This window comes from Streptomyces sp. H39-C1 (assembly GCF_027158125.1).
In the GTDB taxonomy this organism is placed as follows: domain Bacteria; phylum Actinomycetota; class Actinomycetes; order Streptomycetales; family Streptomycetaceae; genus Actinacidiphila; species Actinacidiphila fildesensis.
The window spans coordinates 48,665-61,957 of record NZ_JAPVLS010000020.1; the positions used below are offsets into that span (position 1 = coordinate 48,665).

Consider the following 13,293-nt stretch of genomic DNA (forward strand, 5'->3'; position numbering starts at 1 on the left):
TCGGCGGATCAAGCGGATGGCGGGAATCCGCCCTATGGAGCCCCTAGTGCGCCGGACCGCGGGAAGAAGCCGCGGGCTCCGGGCCTTGTAACCGGGTATGACGGCTATGAAGGCAATCGTTCACACCAGCACCGGCGGACCGGACGTACTGTCCCTGACCGAGCGCCCGATTCCGGCGCCGGGACCGGGGGAGGTCCGGGTCAGGGTCCATGTCTCGGGCGTCAATCCCACGGACTGGAAGTCGCGCCAGGGTGCGACGGGCGGGCCGGACGACGGCGCCGAGCAGGTCCCGAACCAGGACGGCGCCGGCGTGATCGACGCAGTGGGCAAGGGCGTGGCGCCCGAGCGCGTCGGGCAGCGGGTGTGGATCTGGGAGGCGGCCTGGCAGCGCAGCGAGGGCACCGCGCAGGAGTACGTGGTGCTCCCGGACCGGCAGGCCGTGTTCCTGCCCGGCGAGGCGTCCTTCGACCTCGGCGCGAGCCTCGGCATCCCGGCGCTGACCGCGCACCGCACCCTCACGCTCGCGGACGGCGGACCCGACCGCCTCGCCCCCGGCACGCTCGACGGCCGCACCGTACTGGTCGCGGGTGGCGCGGGCGCGGTCGGCAACGCGGCGATCCAGCTGGCGCGCTGGGCCGGGGCCACGGTGGTGACAACGGTCAGCAGCACGCGGAAGGCCGAACTCGCCCGCGCCGCCGGTGCCCACCACGTCATCGACTACCGCACCCAGGACGCCGCCGCGACGATCCGGCTCCTGGTGCCCGACGGCGTCGACATCATCGTCGAGGTCGCCCCCGCCGTGAACGCCGTCATCGACCACGCCGTCGCCGCGCCGAACGCGGTCATCGCGTTCTACGCCAACAACGGCGGTGACGAGATCACCGTCCCGGTCCGGCAGGCGATGGTGCCCAACCTGCGCTGGCAGGGCGTCCTCGTCTACACCGTCCCCGAGCGGGCGAAGGCCGACGCCGTCGCCGATGTGTCGGCCGCCGTCGCGGACGGCGCGCTGCGCGTCGGCGAGGACGCCGGGCTGCCGCTGCACCGCTTCCCGCTGGAGAAGACGGGCGACGCGCATGCCGCCGTCGAGAACAACGCGGTCGGCAAGGTCCTCATCGATGTGGCCGCCGGATGAGTGGCCGCCGGATGAGCGGCACGGCCCGGGCACAACTTGGAGTGGCACGACTCGGAGTGGCACGGCTCGGAGCGGCATGGCTCAGTAGCCGACCGTGATACGCCGGGCGGGTCCGTCGACGCGGATCCGCCCGCCGTACGGGATGACGACCTGCGGGTCGGTGTGCCCGAGGTCCACGTCGAAGACCGCCATCGTCTCCGGTGCGTACTCGGCCAGCGCCCGGAGGACCGCGGCCCGTTGATCGGCGCGGTACCGCTCCCGGCCCGCCGTGTCGAGCTGGGCCGGCCGGACGACGGGGAGAGCACCGCGACGCGGTCGCCGGGACGTGGTTTGGCGGGGTACCGGGGGCTGGTCATCGGCCGAGCGTAGTAGCGGCGGCCCGGGCCGGTCGAGGCGTTTCCGGGGCGGCGCGGACCCCTGGGGCCGCGCTCCCGTTCCCCGCGCGCCGCCGTCCGACGGCGACGCCCAGCAGCACGACGAGCGCCCCCACCGGCTGGTTCCACGTCATGCCCTCGCCCAGCACCACCGCCCCGGCCACCACCGCGACCAGCGGCATCAGATACGTGACGGTGGACGCGGCCACGGCTCCCGCGCGGCGGATGATCCGGTAGTTCAGCAGATACGCCACCCCGGTGCCGAGCACGCCGAGCAGCAGCAGGGCGACGACGGCGGACGGCGTCCAGCCGTCGGGGCCGGTGGCCGGCAGCCCGCCGGAGACGAGCGGCGCCAGGACGGCGGCCTCCACCGTCGCCACCACGACCTGGGCGGCGGAGAGCGAGACGGTGGACTCGGGGCGCCCGGCCAGGAAGCGCTGCGCGTACGGGAAGCCCACCGCGTAACAGCCGGCCGCCGCGAGGCAGGCCAGCTGCCCCGCCAGGTCCGAGCCGTCGGCGCCGCGCCACACCCCGAGGACCACCAGGACGCCCGCGAAGCCGATCGGCATCCCGAGCAGCCGGCGCGCTCCCGGCCGCTCCCCGGGCAGGACGACGGTCACCACCAGCATCGTCAGCAGCGGCGTCGCGGCGTTGAAGATTCCGGCGACGACCGAGGAGACCCGCTGCTCACCCCAGGCGAACAGGGTGAACGGCGCGACGTTCACCAGCGCCCCGGTCACCGCCAGATGCCCCCACACCCTGGCGCCGCGCGGCAGCCGGCCGCCGGTGGCCCGCAGCCACACCAGCAGCGTCACCGCGCCGACGACCAGCCGCACCAGCGTCACGTAGGCGGGCGGCAGGACGCCCACCCCCACCTTCATCAGCAGGAAGCTGCTGCCCCAGATCACCGCGAGCAGCACGAGCGCGTCCCACCAGCGCTCCCGGCCCCGGCCTTGTCCGCCACGCGTTCTCATGAAGTCCATGCCGGAAAACTAGGGGCCGGACGTTTCGGCGGGTGCCGAAGTATCGGGGGGCGATGATGGGCGGCATGACCGGTCCGCGCACACCCACCACCCTGGCCGCCCTGGCGGCGCTGCTCGCCGACGAGACCCGCGCCTCCGTCTGTCTGGCCCTGCTCGACCGCCGCGCCTGGACGTCCGGCGAACTGGCCCGGCACTGCGGGGTCGCGCCGTCCACCATCAGCGAGCACCTCACCCGGCTCGTCGACGGCGGCCTGCTGGTCCAGGAACGGCAGGGCAGACACCGTTACGTCCGGCTCGCCGACCCCGACACCGCCCGCATGATCGAGGACCTGGCCGCCCACGTCAGGCCGCCTAAAGCGGCGGCCGGCGGCGGGCTGCGCGCCCATTCGGCGGGCCAGGCCCTGGCCAGGGGCCGCACCTGCTACGACCATCTGGCCGGCCGGCTCGGGGTCGCGATCACCGACGCGATGACCGGGCGCGGCCTGCTGAGCCAGGACGCCGGCTTCTCCCTCACCGGGCCGGGACTGGTCTGGCTCACCGGCCTCGGCGCCGACCTGTCCGCGTACGACAGCCCCGCCCCGCCCTCCCGCCGGCCGCTCGCCCGGCCCTGCCTGGACTGGACGGAACGCCGCCCCCATCTGGCCGGCACGGCCGGCGCCGAGCTGTGCCGCCTCGTCCTCGACCGGGGCTGGGCCACCCGTATCGGCACCCGCCGCGCCGTCCGGGTCACCCCGCTGGGCCTGGGAGAACTGCACCGGACGCTGGGCATCGAGCCGGATCTGCTGGAGGTGGCGTGACTGGCACACGTCATCCGCTGGAGGTGGCGTGACCACCGGCACACCTCCGCGCCGGGCCCGCGGCACGAGGCTGTCGGACAATGGAGCTGGATCATCGCGATGCACGCACCGATCCGCGTCCCGATCCACGCCCGGATCAGCGCACCGATCCGCGTCCCGATCCGCCCACCCCCCCCGACCGCCGCAGGGAGAGACTTGTCCGCCGTCCGCACCGTGCTCGCCCTGCTGGGGACGGGCGCCGCCGTGCTGATGACCGGGTGCTCCGCGACGAATGACGCCGAGAGCGCCGGGCCGACGCCCGTCGCGTCCGCCCCCGCCAAGCTGTGGCCGAACCGGCCGCCGGCCACGGAGCCGCCCGGGGAGTCGGAGAACGAACGGCCCGTTCCGGTGCCCGGCATACCCAAGGTGACCTCTGGGGACATCAGGAGCGTGGACCCTGTCGCCGTGATCCAGGCCGAGATGGCCGTCGCTCCGGACGCGCTCTCCGGGGCGGACGCGCTCGACGAGGAGACCGCGGCGAAGGCCGACGCCTGCGAGGAGGGCTCCGCGGGGCGCAAAGGATGCCCGATCCGCAGCCCCGAGTACTACGACCTGACGGGCGATGGGAAGGCCGACGCCGTCCTCGGTATCGACATGGTCGACGGCTTCCTCGCACTGCGCTGCTACACGCTCCACAACGGCGTGCTCACCCGCATCCTCGCCACCGTGACGAAGCCGATGTCCGTCCAGGTGGCCGGCGGGGACCTCATCGTGCAGGAGCCCACTCCCTCCGAGGGGTACGAGCAGCGCACGGTCTACGCCTGGGACCCGCAGGCGCGGGCCATGGCCATCCAGAGCGACGACTACCGGCGCGCCACCCCGCCCCGCCACGGCCGCCGTGACTACGCACCGGACAGCGGCGACACCGACTCCTCGTGGAAGCGGTCCCGATGAGGCTGCGCGAGCGCCCGGTGAAGCCGCGCGAACGCCCGGTGAGCCTCCGCGAGCGCCCGATGAGACTGCGCGGGCGGCTGCCGGCCTGGACCGCGACCCTCTATTGGAAGGCCGCCGTCTTCATCACCGCGATGTGCTGCGTCGTCGCGGTGGTCCTCGGCATGCTCGTGCACGTCATGGTCACCCGGCAGACCGTCCACCAGGCCCGCACCGCCGCCCTGAGCCGGCTCGACACCGCCACCCAGGCGTACATAGCGGGCGACCCGCTGCGCCGCGGCACCGCGCTGAACCCGCCGGACCTGCCCGACAAGCTCCGGGACCTCGCGCTGCGCGGCGAGCGCGGCACCATGTTCGGCGACGTCGACGGCCGCCGCACGATGTGGGCGGCGGGTCCGGCCGGCGGAAAGGCGCTGGCAGTACCGCTCGACTACACGCGCAGCGCGGAGAGCATCCGCGGGCTGGACCGGGCGATCATCCTGTCGTCCGTGCTGGCCATCGGCGGCACCCTGCTGATCGGGATCTTCGCCGTCTCGCGGGTGACCCGCCGACTGCACCGGACCGCCGCCGTCGCCCGCCGGATCAGCGCGGGCGACCTCGACGCCCGGGTGGCCGATCCCCGCACCGCCGGTCCCGCCAACGCCCAGGACGAGGTCGCCGCCGTCTCCGCGGCGCTGGACGCGATGGCCGCCTCGCTGCAGCTCAGGCTGCAGAGCGAGCAGCGCTTCACCGCCGACGTGGCTCATGAACTGCGCACCCCGCTCGCCGGTCTGCACGCCTCTGCCGAACTGCTGCCGCCCGGCCGGCCCACCGAGCTGGTCCAGGACCGGGTCCAGGCGCTGCGCCGGCTCACCGAGGACCTGCTGGAGATCTCCCGGCTCGACTCCCGTACCGAGAAGGTCGAACCGGACGCCCACTACCTGGGGCTGCTCGCCGAACGCGCCGTAGCCGCCTCGGGACTGTCCGCCGAGGTGCGCGTCGTCCGCGACATCTGCCTCATCACCGACCAGCGGCGGCTGGAACGGGTCCTCGGCAACCTGATCGGCAACGCCTACCGGCACGGCCGTCCGCCGGTGGTGATCACCGTCGACGGCCCCGTCGTCTCCGTCCGGGACCACGGCGACGGTTATCCCGGCTATCTGATCGACCACGGCCCGCAGCGCTTCCGTACCGAGCCCACCAGCAACAGCAACAAGGGGCACGGCCTGGGTCTGACGATCGCCGTCGGCCAGGCCCGCACCATCGGGGCCGAGCTGAGCTTCGCCAACGCGCCCGACGGCGGCGCCGTCTCCACCCTCACCCTCCCCACCCCGGAGGAGAGCACGGACCCGGGGGCAGGCTCGGGCGCGGGCCCGCTGTCCTGACGCCACCACCCGTGCAGAGCCCACCCGGTGGGGCCCATCCGATACCGCCCGGTAGTGCTTCATCCGGTACCGCCCGGTACAGCCTCATCCGGTCCCGCCCGGTAGTGCCTCATCCGGTCCCGGCGGCGGTCTCCGCAGGACTCAGCCGGGCGCCGCGGGACTCCCGGGCGAGATAGCCGGCCATGGCCAGCGACGCGATTCCGGCGAGCGAGATGGCGGCCCCCACGGACACCACCTCGGCGGCCGCCCCGAAGACCGCGGGCCCCACCCCCTGCACGGTCATCATGCCGGAGCTGAGCAGCCCGAACGCCTGCCCACGGCTGTCCTCCGGGAGCGCGTCGAGGAACGAGCGCTGGAGCCCCAGGCTGTACGCGAACCCGGTACCGGTGACCAGCAGCAGGACCGCGCAGACCGGCCACGGCGGACCGAAGGCGAAGCCGGCCAGCGGCAGACCGATGACCGCGACCAGCACGGCGACCAGGCGTTCGCGGGTCGCGGGCAGCACGAAGCGGCCGACCACAAGATTGCCGAGAAGCATGCCGACCGGCAGGCACGCCAGCAGGAACCCGGCGGTTCCGTCCGGGAATCCGCGCCACCCCGCGAAGGGGACGACGAGGCTCTCGGCGCTGGCCGCGAAGGCGGACGGCAGCCACTGCGCGAGCAGCAGCTTCCGCACCCGGGGGTTCGCGAACAGCGCCCGGTTGCCCGACCAGCTGTGCCGCACCAGGGAGCCGGACCCGGAGCGGGACCCGGATCCGGACCCCTTGTCGGGGGCCGGCAGGTCGGGCAGCCGCAGCCGTACGGCGACCGACGCGACGAGATACGCGCCCGCGCTCAGCAGCAGCGCGTGCCGCGAGCCCAGGAACGTCACGGCGATCCCGCCGCCCGCGAGCCCGAGCAACTGGGCTCCGGACGACGACATGCTGGACAGCGACCGCCCCAGCACGTACGCGTCACCGGTCAGTGTGTCGGCGACGAGGCGGTTGGACGCGCCCTGGAAGACCGGCGTCAGGAAGGCCACGACGGCGACGAGCAGCAGGATGAACACCACCGGCAGATGGGCCAGCGCCATCGCGACGGCGGCGGCGAACTCCAGCAGATAACCCGCGGCGATCAGCCGCCGCGGCCGGACCCGGTCGGCGAGCGAACCGAGCAGCATCGAGCCGGCGAGCTGCGGGAGGAAACCGATGCCGAACGTCAGGGCGCCCATGAGCGGTGAGCCGGTGGTCGCGAAGATCAGTACCGAGAGGGTCAGGATCCGCAGCGCGTCGGCGGTGATCGTCACCGTCCTGGTGACGAAGAGCAGCCGGAAGCGCTGGTCGGCCAGCACTTCCCGGTAGGTGGTCCGCCGGGGCGGGGCAGGGGTGAACGTCATACGGGCAGCCTGTTCCCGGCGCCCCCGCCGGGGCGATTCTTACGCCACGGGACGTAAGCCCGCCCGCCCGCCGACGTAGGCTCGGGGCATGCGGCGATTCGAGTTCGGTACCGACGATCTGCTGCGCAGCAGGTTCGCGCTGTCGCCGGCCTTCGAGCTGTGCAACCTCCTGCGGTATCTGGAGGGCCGGACCCGGCAGCGGCTGCCGGCCGCCTGGTCGGCCCGGCTGATGCCGGTCTTCCAGCAGCTGCGCCGCGACACCGATATCGACGCGGCGCTCGCGCTCCACACCCGCACCTTCGGCGCCAACTTCGTCGCCCTGCCGCCCCGCGGCCTCGCCCAGACCTGGGACGACGACCTCGCCGCGATCCGCGCCACGAGCCTGTCCCAGGCCCACGAGGAAGCCGAACTGTGCCTCGCCGCGCGCCCGTCCCGCGATCCGCGGGTGCTGGCGACCCTGCGCGGCGACGCGGTCGTCGAGCGGGTGGCCGACGCCCTGGACCAGGCCTGGCACGGTCTGCTGGCCCGCGACTGGCCGCAGCTGCGCGCCATCTGCGAGCGCGATGTCGTCCACCGGGTCGGCCAGCTCGGCCGCTCGGGCTGGGCGGCCGCCCTCGACGGCTTCCACCCCGACATGCGCTGGCGCGACGGCGGTATCGACATCCTGCGGACGTCGTCGTCACCTGCCAGCGTCACCACCCTCGCGGGTGAGGGGCTGCTGCTCATCCCGTCGGTCTTCGTCTGGCCCCACCTGGCCACCTACGTCGACGACCCCTGGCCGAAGGCGATCATCTACCCCGCCCGGGGCACGGCCGCGCTGTGGGAGACACCCGACTCCGTCGAACCGGACGCCCTCGCCGGACTCCTCGGCCGCTCGCGCTCCCGGCTGCTGTCCGCCCTGGACCAGCCCGCGAGCACCACACAACTCGCCCAGACCCTGCGCCTCGCCCCCGGCGCGGTCGGCGACCACCTGACCGTCCTCCGCAAAGCCGGCCTCCTCCACCGAGCCCGCTCCGGCCGCTCCGTCCTCTACTACCGAACCCCCCTGGGCGACGCCCTCGCCGCAGGCACCGACCAGGGCCCGCCCGACGGGGCCTGACGCCCAGGGAAACGGTGGGGGGCGCCCCGCGACTGATCTGAACTGGTCAGTAACAGAGCGGAAAAGGTGCTGCAGCTACCTAGCGGTAACCCCGTTGGACGTGTCACATTCCTCGCGCCACCGGCCGGCGGCCCACCCTCACCCAGAGCCTCCCGACCCCACCATGCGGGAGGCCGTCCGCAGGAGTTCCGCCGTGCCCGAACGCCGTCACAGAACCAGCAGAACAACGCGACTGCTTGCCGCAGCCCTCGCGCTACCCCTCGTCGCCGCCGGCCTGCTGGCCGTCGCGGCCCCCGCGCAAGCCGCCACCGGACCGGTCGTGAGGGTGTCGATGGGCGACAGCTACATCTCCGGAGAGGCCGGTCGCTGGAAGGGCAACAGCGACACCGCCAGTGGCAGCCGCGACGGTACCGACCGTGCCTGGACCGGCGGCAGCACCTACGACCCCACCACGGTCTACGGCAGCACCTACGCGAGCGGGTGCGACCGATCGGACTCCGCCGAGATCAACAGCCTGGCCGGAGCGGTCAACATCGCCTGCTCCGGCGCCACCACCGCCAACGTCTTCCGGGCGGGCAACGGCGGCCAGTCCTTCAAGGGCGAGGCGCCACAGGCCGACCAGCTGGCCTCGATCGCCGCGAACAACACCGTCAAGCTGATCACCCTCTCGATCGGCGGCAACGACCTCGGCTTCTCGGACGTCATCTCGACCTGCGTCAAGGATTACCTGATCTGGTACTCCTACTGCCACACCAGCCAGCAGAGCGCCATCGACTCCAGGATGAGCGCGGCCATGGCGGGCGTCGGCAAGTCGATCGACGAGATCCGCGCCGTGATGACCGCTGACGGCTACGCGTCGGGCGACTACCGCATCGTGCTGCAGTCCTACCCGTCCCCGATCCCGCGCAGCACCGAGATGCGCTACCCGGAGAGCGGCTGGAGCCGGGCCAGCACCGGCGGCTGCCCGTTCTGGAACGGTGACGCCGACTGGGCCCGCGACTCGATGGTCCCGCAGATCTCCAACGCGCTCGCCGGCGTCGCGGCCACCAAGGGCGTGCAGTTCATGGACCTGCGCGACATGCTGCAGGGCCGCGAGGTCTGCGCCAAGACGTCCAGCCTCGCCACCCCGGGCGCGGCGCCGTCCGCCACCACCAGTGAGTGGGCGCGCTTCGTCGACGCCGGCCTGAGCAGCTCCCAGGGAACCGTCCAGGAGTCGATGCACCCGAACTACTACGGCGAGCTCGCCCTCGGCAGCTGCCTGACCCAGTTGAACGCCCACCCCACTGGTAACTACTACTACTGCCGCAACACGGCGGGCCGGGACTCCACAGGGATGTATCTGAACGCCAAGTGACCCACCGTCTCTAGCGGATGGCGCCGCGCTGCAACTCCCCCTCGGTCGCCAGCGGACCGGTGCGGTGGTCGAACCGCGGCGCCGCCGCGAACATGGTGGACCCTTGTCCGGCGGGGCTGACCAGCAGAAGAAGCGCCGATCTCGCTCGACGGGTACGGAGGCTGGCACGACGGCCCCTGATCCAGATCCCGGAGTCCTCATCAGCAACCCGCACTTGTAGCCCATTTCCGCCCAAGTCATCGTGAAACCAACGGAAAATGGCTCCGCAAGACCGCCGACCCGCCCCGTCCGACCCCAACGCCGCCCATCAAAGAACGGCCAAGTCACGCGAATACTGCCGCGGCCCGGAACGTTCCGATCGTCGCCGTCTACCAGTGAAGGCTGGTCTGGGTGGCCGTCGGCCCCTTCCAGCACAGCACTGAGCCCTGGTGCTCTCCGTGGGGAGAGCACCAGGGCTCAGGTGCGCGCGGCGCCGTTTAGAGGTCGAAGTACATCTCGAACTCGTGCGGGTGCGGGCGGAGGGCGATGGGGGCGATTTCCTGGGTGCGCTTGTAGTCGATCCAGGTCTCGATCAGGTCGCTGGTGAAGACACCGCCGGCCTGCAGGTACTCGTGGTCGTTCTCGAGGGCTTCGAGGACGGCCGGGAGCGAGGTCGGGACCTGGGGGACGCCCGCGTGCTCTTCGGGGGCGAGCTCGTAGAGGTCCTTGTCGACCGGCTCGGCCGGCTCGATCTTGTTCTTGATGCCGTCGAGGCCGGCCATCAGGAGCGCCGAGAAGGCCAGGTACGGGTTGGACGACGGGTCCGGCGCGCGGAACTCGATGCGCTTGGCCTTCGGGTTCGCGCCCGTGATCGGGATGCGGATCGCGGCGGAACGGTTGCGCTGGGAGTAGACCAGGTTGACCGGGGCCTCGAAGCCGGGCACCAGACGGTGGTACGAGTTCACCGTCGGGTTGGTGAAGGCGAGGAGTGACGGGGCGTGCTTGAGGATGCCGCCGATGTAGTAGCGGGCGGTGTCCGAGAGGCCCGCGTAGCCCTGCTCGTCGTAGAACAGCGGCACGCCGTCGGTCCACAGCGACTGGTGGACGTGCATGCCCGAGCCGTTGTCGCCGAAGATCGGCTTCGGCATGAAGGTCGCGGTCTTGTTGTTGCGCCAGGCGACGTTCTTCACGATGTACTTGAAGAGCATGAGGTCGTCGGCCGCTGCGAGCAGCGTGTTGAACTTGTAGTTGATCTCGGCCTGGCCGGCCGTGCCCACCTCGTGGTGCTGACGCTCGACCTGCAGGCCGGACTTCTCCAGCTCCAGGGAGATCTCGGCACGGAGGTCGGCGAAGTGGTCGACCGGCGGGATCGGGAAGTACCCGCCCTTGTAGCGGACCTTGTAGCCGCGGTTGTTGTCCTCGGAGCCCGTGTTCCAGGCGCCGGCCTCGGAGTCGATGTGGTAGTACGACTCGTTGGCGTTGGTCGCGAAGCGCACGCTGTCGAACACGTAGAACTCGGCCTCGGGGCCGAAGTACGCGGTGTCGGCGATGCCGGACGACGCGAGGTAGGCCTCGGCCTTCTTCGCCACGTTCCGCGGGTCACGGCTGTACTGCTCGCCGGTGATCGGGTCGTGGATGAAGAAGTTGATGTTGAGCGTCTTGTCCTTGCGGAACGAGTCCAGGCGCGACGTGGTGAGGTCAGGAACGAGCGCCATGTCGGACTCGTGGATGGCCTGGAAGCCGCGGATCGACGACCCGTCGAACATCAGCGTCTCGGTCGGGTCGAAGGTACTGACCGGGACCGTGAAGTGCTGCATGACTCCGGGCAGGTCACAGAAGCGGACGTCTACGAACTTGACGTCCTCGTCCGCGATGAACTTCTTGACGTCGTCGGCGTTCTGGAACATCCAACTCCTCCTAGACCCGGCTCGAAGAGTCCGGGATGGCAACACGAGGCGCGGCCAGTGCGATGGCGCACGCTGGCCCCGACCATAGGGATCGAGGATTTCCCAAGCATGACCCATTTGTTTCGACGAGGTTAACCGCTAGGTCGTAGGTGGCGCGCGCGGGCGGTGAAGGCACCGTACGGGTGACCCGGGGCGGCACAGTACGGTGGACGGGTGGACAACAGGGAAGCACTCGGGTCGTGGCTCTCGGGACCGCGCGCGGCCGCCGAGCAGATGGGCACGGATTTCGGCTACCGGGGTGAACGGCTGGGACTGCCGAAGGACGGGCCGGGTTCGCTGGCCACCGTCGGCCGGCGGTTCGCGGCGGTGTTCATCGACTGGATGCTGTGTCTGGTGATCGCATACGGCTTGATCGCGCATCGTGACGTCCAGGGGTCCAATCCCTGGACGCTGGCACTCTTCGGCGCCCTGAGCGTCGTGACCCTCGGTACCGTCGGCAGCACGCCCGGTAAGCGGCTGCTCGGCCTGCGGGTGGTCCGTGTCGACGGCGGGCGGCTCCGCATCGGCCCGGTGGTGCTCCGTACGGTCCTCCTGCTGCTGGTGATCCCCGCGCTGGTGTGGGACCGCGACGGCCGCGGCCTGCACGACAAGGCCGCGCAGGCCGTTCAGGTCCGGATCTAGGCGAGCGCGACAAGCGTCGGCGAGCCCCCGCCAACGTGAACGCCCTCGTGGGCCTGGCCGAGCCGCCTACGGCTCGCCCGGCCCACGAGGGCGTTGTGGTCGGTGTTCCGGGGTTCAGCGGCCCTTCGGCATCCGCATGCCCTTCGGCATCGGACCCTTCGGGATCGGCATGTTGCTCATGAGGGTGCCGAGCGACCGCAGACGGTCGTTGACCTCGGTGACCTTCGGTCCTGCCAGCACGCGCGGCAGCTTGAGCAGCGTCGTACGCACCTTCTTGAGCGGGACCTGGCCCTCTTCGTTGCCGACGATGATGTCGGTGATCGGCACGTCGAACACGACGCGCGCCACCTTCTTCTTCTCGGCGGCCAGCAGGGCCTTCACCCGGTTCGGGTTGCCCTCGCCGACCAGCACCACGCCGGCCTTGCCGACCGCACGGTGCACCACGTCCTGGCTCTTGTTCATCGCGACCGCCGGGGTCACGGTCCAGCCGCGGCCCACGTTGTCCAGCACCGCCGCGGCGGCACCCGGCTGGCCCTCGAGCTGCCCGAAGGCGGCCTTCTCGGCCCGGCGGCCGAAGACGATGGCCATCGCGAGGAACGCGAACAGCAAGCCCAGGATGCCCGCGTAGATGGGGTGGTCGATCAAGAAGCCGAGGGCGAGGACGACACCGAAGGTGACGATTCCCACAGCCGCTACGACGAGCCCGACCTTGGAGTCGGCCCGCCTGGTCATCTTGTAGGTCTGAGCGATCTGCTGAAGCCGCCCAGGGTTCTCGGATGTTTCCTTCCTCGCCATGCGGCACAGGATACGTGGCCCGCGCGCCGGTGGGCGCATCGGTGGCCCTCAAGGGACCGGCCGGCCCGTCAGGGGGAAGCCGGTGCTGTGCCCGGAAGGAACGGAGCCCGGTGCTCAGCCTGTGCCCGGAAGGGATCGGGACCAGCGCTCAGAAGGAATCCGGCCCCGTGTTACGGACGGCGGCGGGCGCGTTCAGCGCCTCGATCACGTGCTGCACCTCACGCCGGTCCTTGGCCCGGCGGCGGTCCTCGACCACGGCCGACCAGGCGTTGCGACGGGCGGTCTGCTGGCCCCCGCCCAGCAGCAGTGCCTCCATGGCGCGCAGGGCTCCGGTGACGGTGACTGTGGGGTGGAGGGTGCTCTGGCGGAGTTGTGCGGACTCGACCTGCATGGGGGTCCCCCTCAGGACGCCTCGGAATCGCAATCGCATGGGTGTGCGTGAACCAGCCTCGCCACATTGTGTTACCAGCCCGTGACCGCACGGTCAATCTCGCATGAAACCTTGCCGCGTGCCTGATTCCGC

Annotated in this window: 12 protein-coding genes and 1 pseudogene; 7 read left to right on the forward strand and 6 right to left on the reverse strand. The window is 71.6% G+C overall.

Going from position 1 to position 13,293, the window contains the following annotated elements:
• Positions 1–106 precede the first annotated feature (106 nt).
• The gene (locus O3W51_RS15810; RefSeq protein WP_138353737.1) at positions 107–1,132 is read left to right on the forward strand and encodes an NADPH:quinone reductase; all 1,026 of its coding nucleotides are present in this window, start codon (positions 107–109) and stop codon (positions 1,130–1,132) included.
• A gap of 81 nt (positions 1,133–1,213) precedes the next feature.
• Here O3W51_RS15810 and O3W51_RS15815 read toward each other — a convergent pair.
• Both O3W51_RS15815 and O3W51_RS15820 read right to left on the reverse strand, forming a co-directional pair.
• Positions 1,214–1,387, reverse strand: a pseudogene (locus tag O3W51_RS15815) (LD-carboxypeptidase); the annotation flags it as partial.
• A gap of 97 nt (positions 1,388–1,484) precedes the next feature.
• A complete protein-coding gene (locus O3W51_RS15820; RefSeq protein ID WP_198357137.1) occupies positions 1,485–2,489 on the reverse strand; it encodes a DMT family transporter in 1,005 nt (334 codons plus the stop codon).
• Positions 2,490–2,542: 53 nt separating this feature from the next.
• On the opposite strand from O3W51_RS15820, the gene O3W51_RS15825 reads away from it, so the two are divergent.
• The 3 genes from O3W51_RS15825 to O3W51_RS15835 all read left to right on the forward strand — a co-directional run bounded on the left by O3W51_RS15825 (position 2,543) and on the right by O3W51_RS15835 (position 5,580).
• A complete protein-coding gene (locus O3W51_RS15825; RefSeq protein WP_138353811.1) occupies positions 2,543–3,286 on the forward strand; it encodes an ArsR/SmtB family transcription factor in 744 nt (247 codons plus the stop codon).
• Positions 3,287–3,481: 195 nt separating this feature from the next.
• Positions 3,482–4,219, forward strand: coding sequence for a hypothetical protein (locus O3W51_RS15830; protein WP_138353735.1), 738 nt, complete (start codon positions 3,482–3,484; stop codon positions 4,217–4,219).
• Between the two features lie 59 nt (positions 4,220–4,278).
• On the forward strand, positions 4,279–5,580 hold the full coding sequence (locus O3W51_RS15835) for a sensor histidine kinase (RefSeq protein ID WP_138353810.1): 1,302 nt from the start codon (positions 4,279–4,281) through the stop codon (positions 5,578–5,580).
• 109 nt (positions 5,581–5,689) lie between these two features.
• Here the strand turns inward: O3W51_RS15835 and O3W51_RS15840 are convergent, their stop codons facing one another.
• A complete protein-coding gene (locus O3W51_RS15840; protein ID WP_138353734.1) occupies positions 5,690–6,955 on the reverse strand; it encodes an MFS transporter in 1,266 nt (421 codons plus the stop codon).
• Between the two features lie 88 nt (positions 6,956–7,043).
• Here O3W51_RS15840 and O3W51_RS15845 point away from each other — a divergent pair, with 88 nt between their 5' ends.
• On the forward strand, positions 7,044–8,054 hold the full coding sequence (locus O3W51_RS15845) for a DUF5937 family protein (RefSeq protein WP_138353733.1): 1,011 nt from the start codon (positions 7,044–7,046) through the stop codon (positions 8,052–8,054).
• A gap of 193 nt (positions 8,055–8,247) precedes the next feature.
• Positions 8,248–9,408, forward strand: coding sequence for a GDSL-type esterase/lipase family protein (locus O3W51_RS15850; protein WP_244809143.1), 1,161 nt, complete (start codon positions 8,248–8,250; stop codon positions 9,406–9,408).
• 476 nt (positions 9,409–9,884) lie between these two features.
• Here the strand turns inward: O3W51_RS15850 and glnA are convergent, their stop codons facing one another.
• Entirely contained in the window at positions 9,885–11,294 is a 1,410-nt protein-coding gene (gene glnA, locus O3W51_RS15855) for a type I glutamate--ammonia ligase (protein WP_138353731.1), read from the reverse strand.
• Between the two features lie 213 nt (positions 11,295–11,507).
• Here glnA and O3W51_RS15860 point away from each other — a divergent pair, with 213 nt between their 5' ends.
• Positions 11,508–11,975 carry an RDD family protein gene (locus O3W51_RS15860; protein WP_164293304.1) on the forward strand — a complete coding sequence of 156 codons (468 nt, stop codon included), beginning with the start codon at positions 11,508–11,510 and terminating at the stop codon, positions 11,973–11,975.
• A 114-nt stretch (positions 11,976–12,089) separates the two neighbouring features.
• On the opposite strand, the gene O3W51_RS15865 is transcribed toward O3W51_RS15860, so the two are convergent.
• A complete protein-coding gene (locus O3W51_RS15865; protein ID WP_138353729.1) occupies positions 12,090–12,770 on the reverse strand; it encodes a DUF4191 domain-containing protein in 681 nt (226 codons plus the stop codon).
• Between the two features lie 148 nt (positions 12,771–12,918).
• The gene (locus O3W51_RS15870) at positions 12,919–13,161 is read right to left on the reverse strand and encodes an SCO2195 family GlnR-regulated protein (RefSeq protein ID WP_138353728.1); all 243 of its coding nucleotides are present in this window, start codon (positions 13,159–13,161) and stop codon (positions 12,919–12,921) included.
• Between the last annotated feature and the right edge of the window lie 132 nt (positions 13,162–13,293).

Coding starts and splice junctions, on each gene's coding strand:
- O3W51_RS15845 (WP_138353733.1), top strand. CDS start 7,044: ATGCGGCGATTCGAGTTCGGTACCGACGATCTGCTGCGCAGCAGGTTC.
- O3W51_RS15840 (WP_138353734.1), bottom strand. CDS start 6,955: ATGACGTTCACCCCTGCCCCGCCCCGGCGGACCACCTACCGGGAAGTG.
- O3W51_RS15865 (WP_138353729.1), bottom strand. CDS start 12,770: ATGGCGAGGAAGGAAACATCCGAGAACCCTGGGCGGCTTCAGCAGATC.
- O3W51_RS15810 (WP_138353737.1), top strand. CDS start 107: ATGAAGGCAATCGTTCACACCAGCACCGGCGGACCGGACGTACTGTCC.
- O3W51_RS15870 (WP_138353728.1), bottom strand. CDS start 13,161: ATGCAGGTCGAGTCCGCACAACTCCGCCAGAGCACCCTCCACCCCACA.
- O3W51_RS15820 (WP_198357137.1), bottom strand. CDS start 2,489: ATGGACTTCATGAGAACGCGTGGCGGACAAGGCCGGGGCCGGGAGCGC.
- glnA (WP_138353731.1), bottom strand. CDS start 11,294: ATGTTCCAGAACGCCGACGACGTCAAGAAGTTCATCGCGGACGAGGAC.
- O3W51_RS15825 (WP_138353811.1), top strand. CDS start 2,543: ATGATGGGCGGCATGACCGGTCCGCGCACACCCACCACCCTGGCCGCC.
- O3W51_RS15835 (WP_138353810.1), top strand. CDS start 4,279: ATGAGACTGCGCGGGCGGCTGCCGGCCTGGACCGCGACCCTCTATTGG.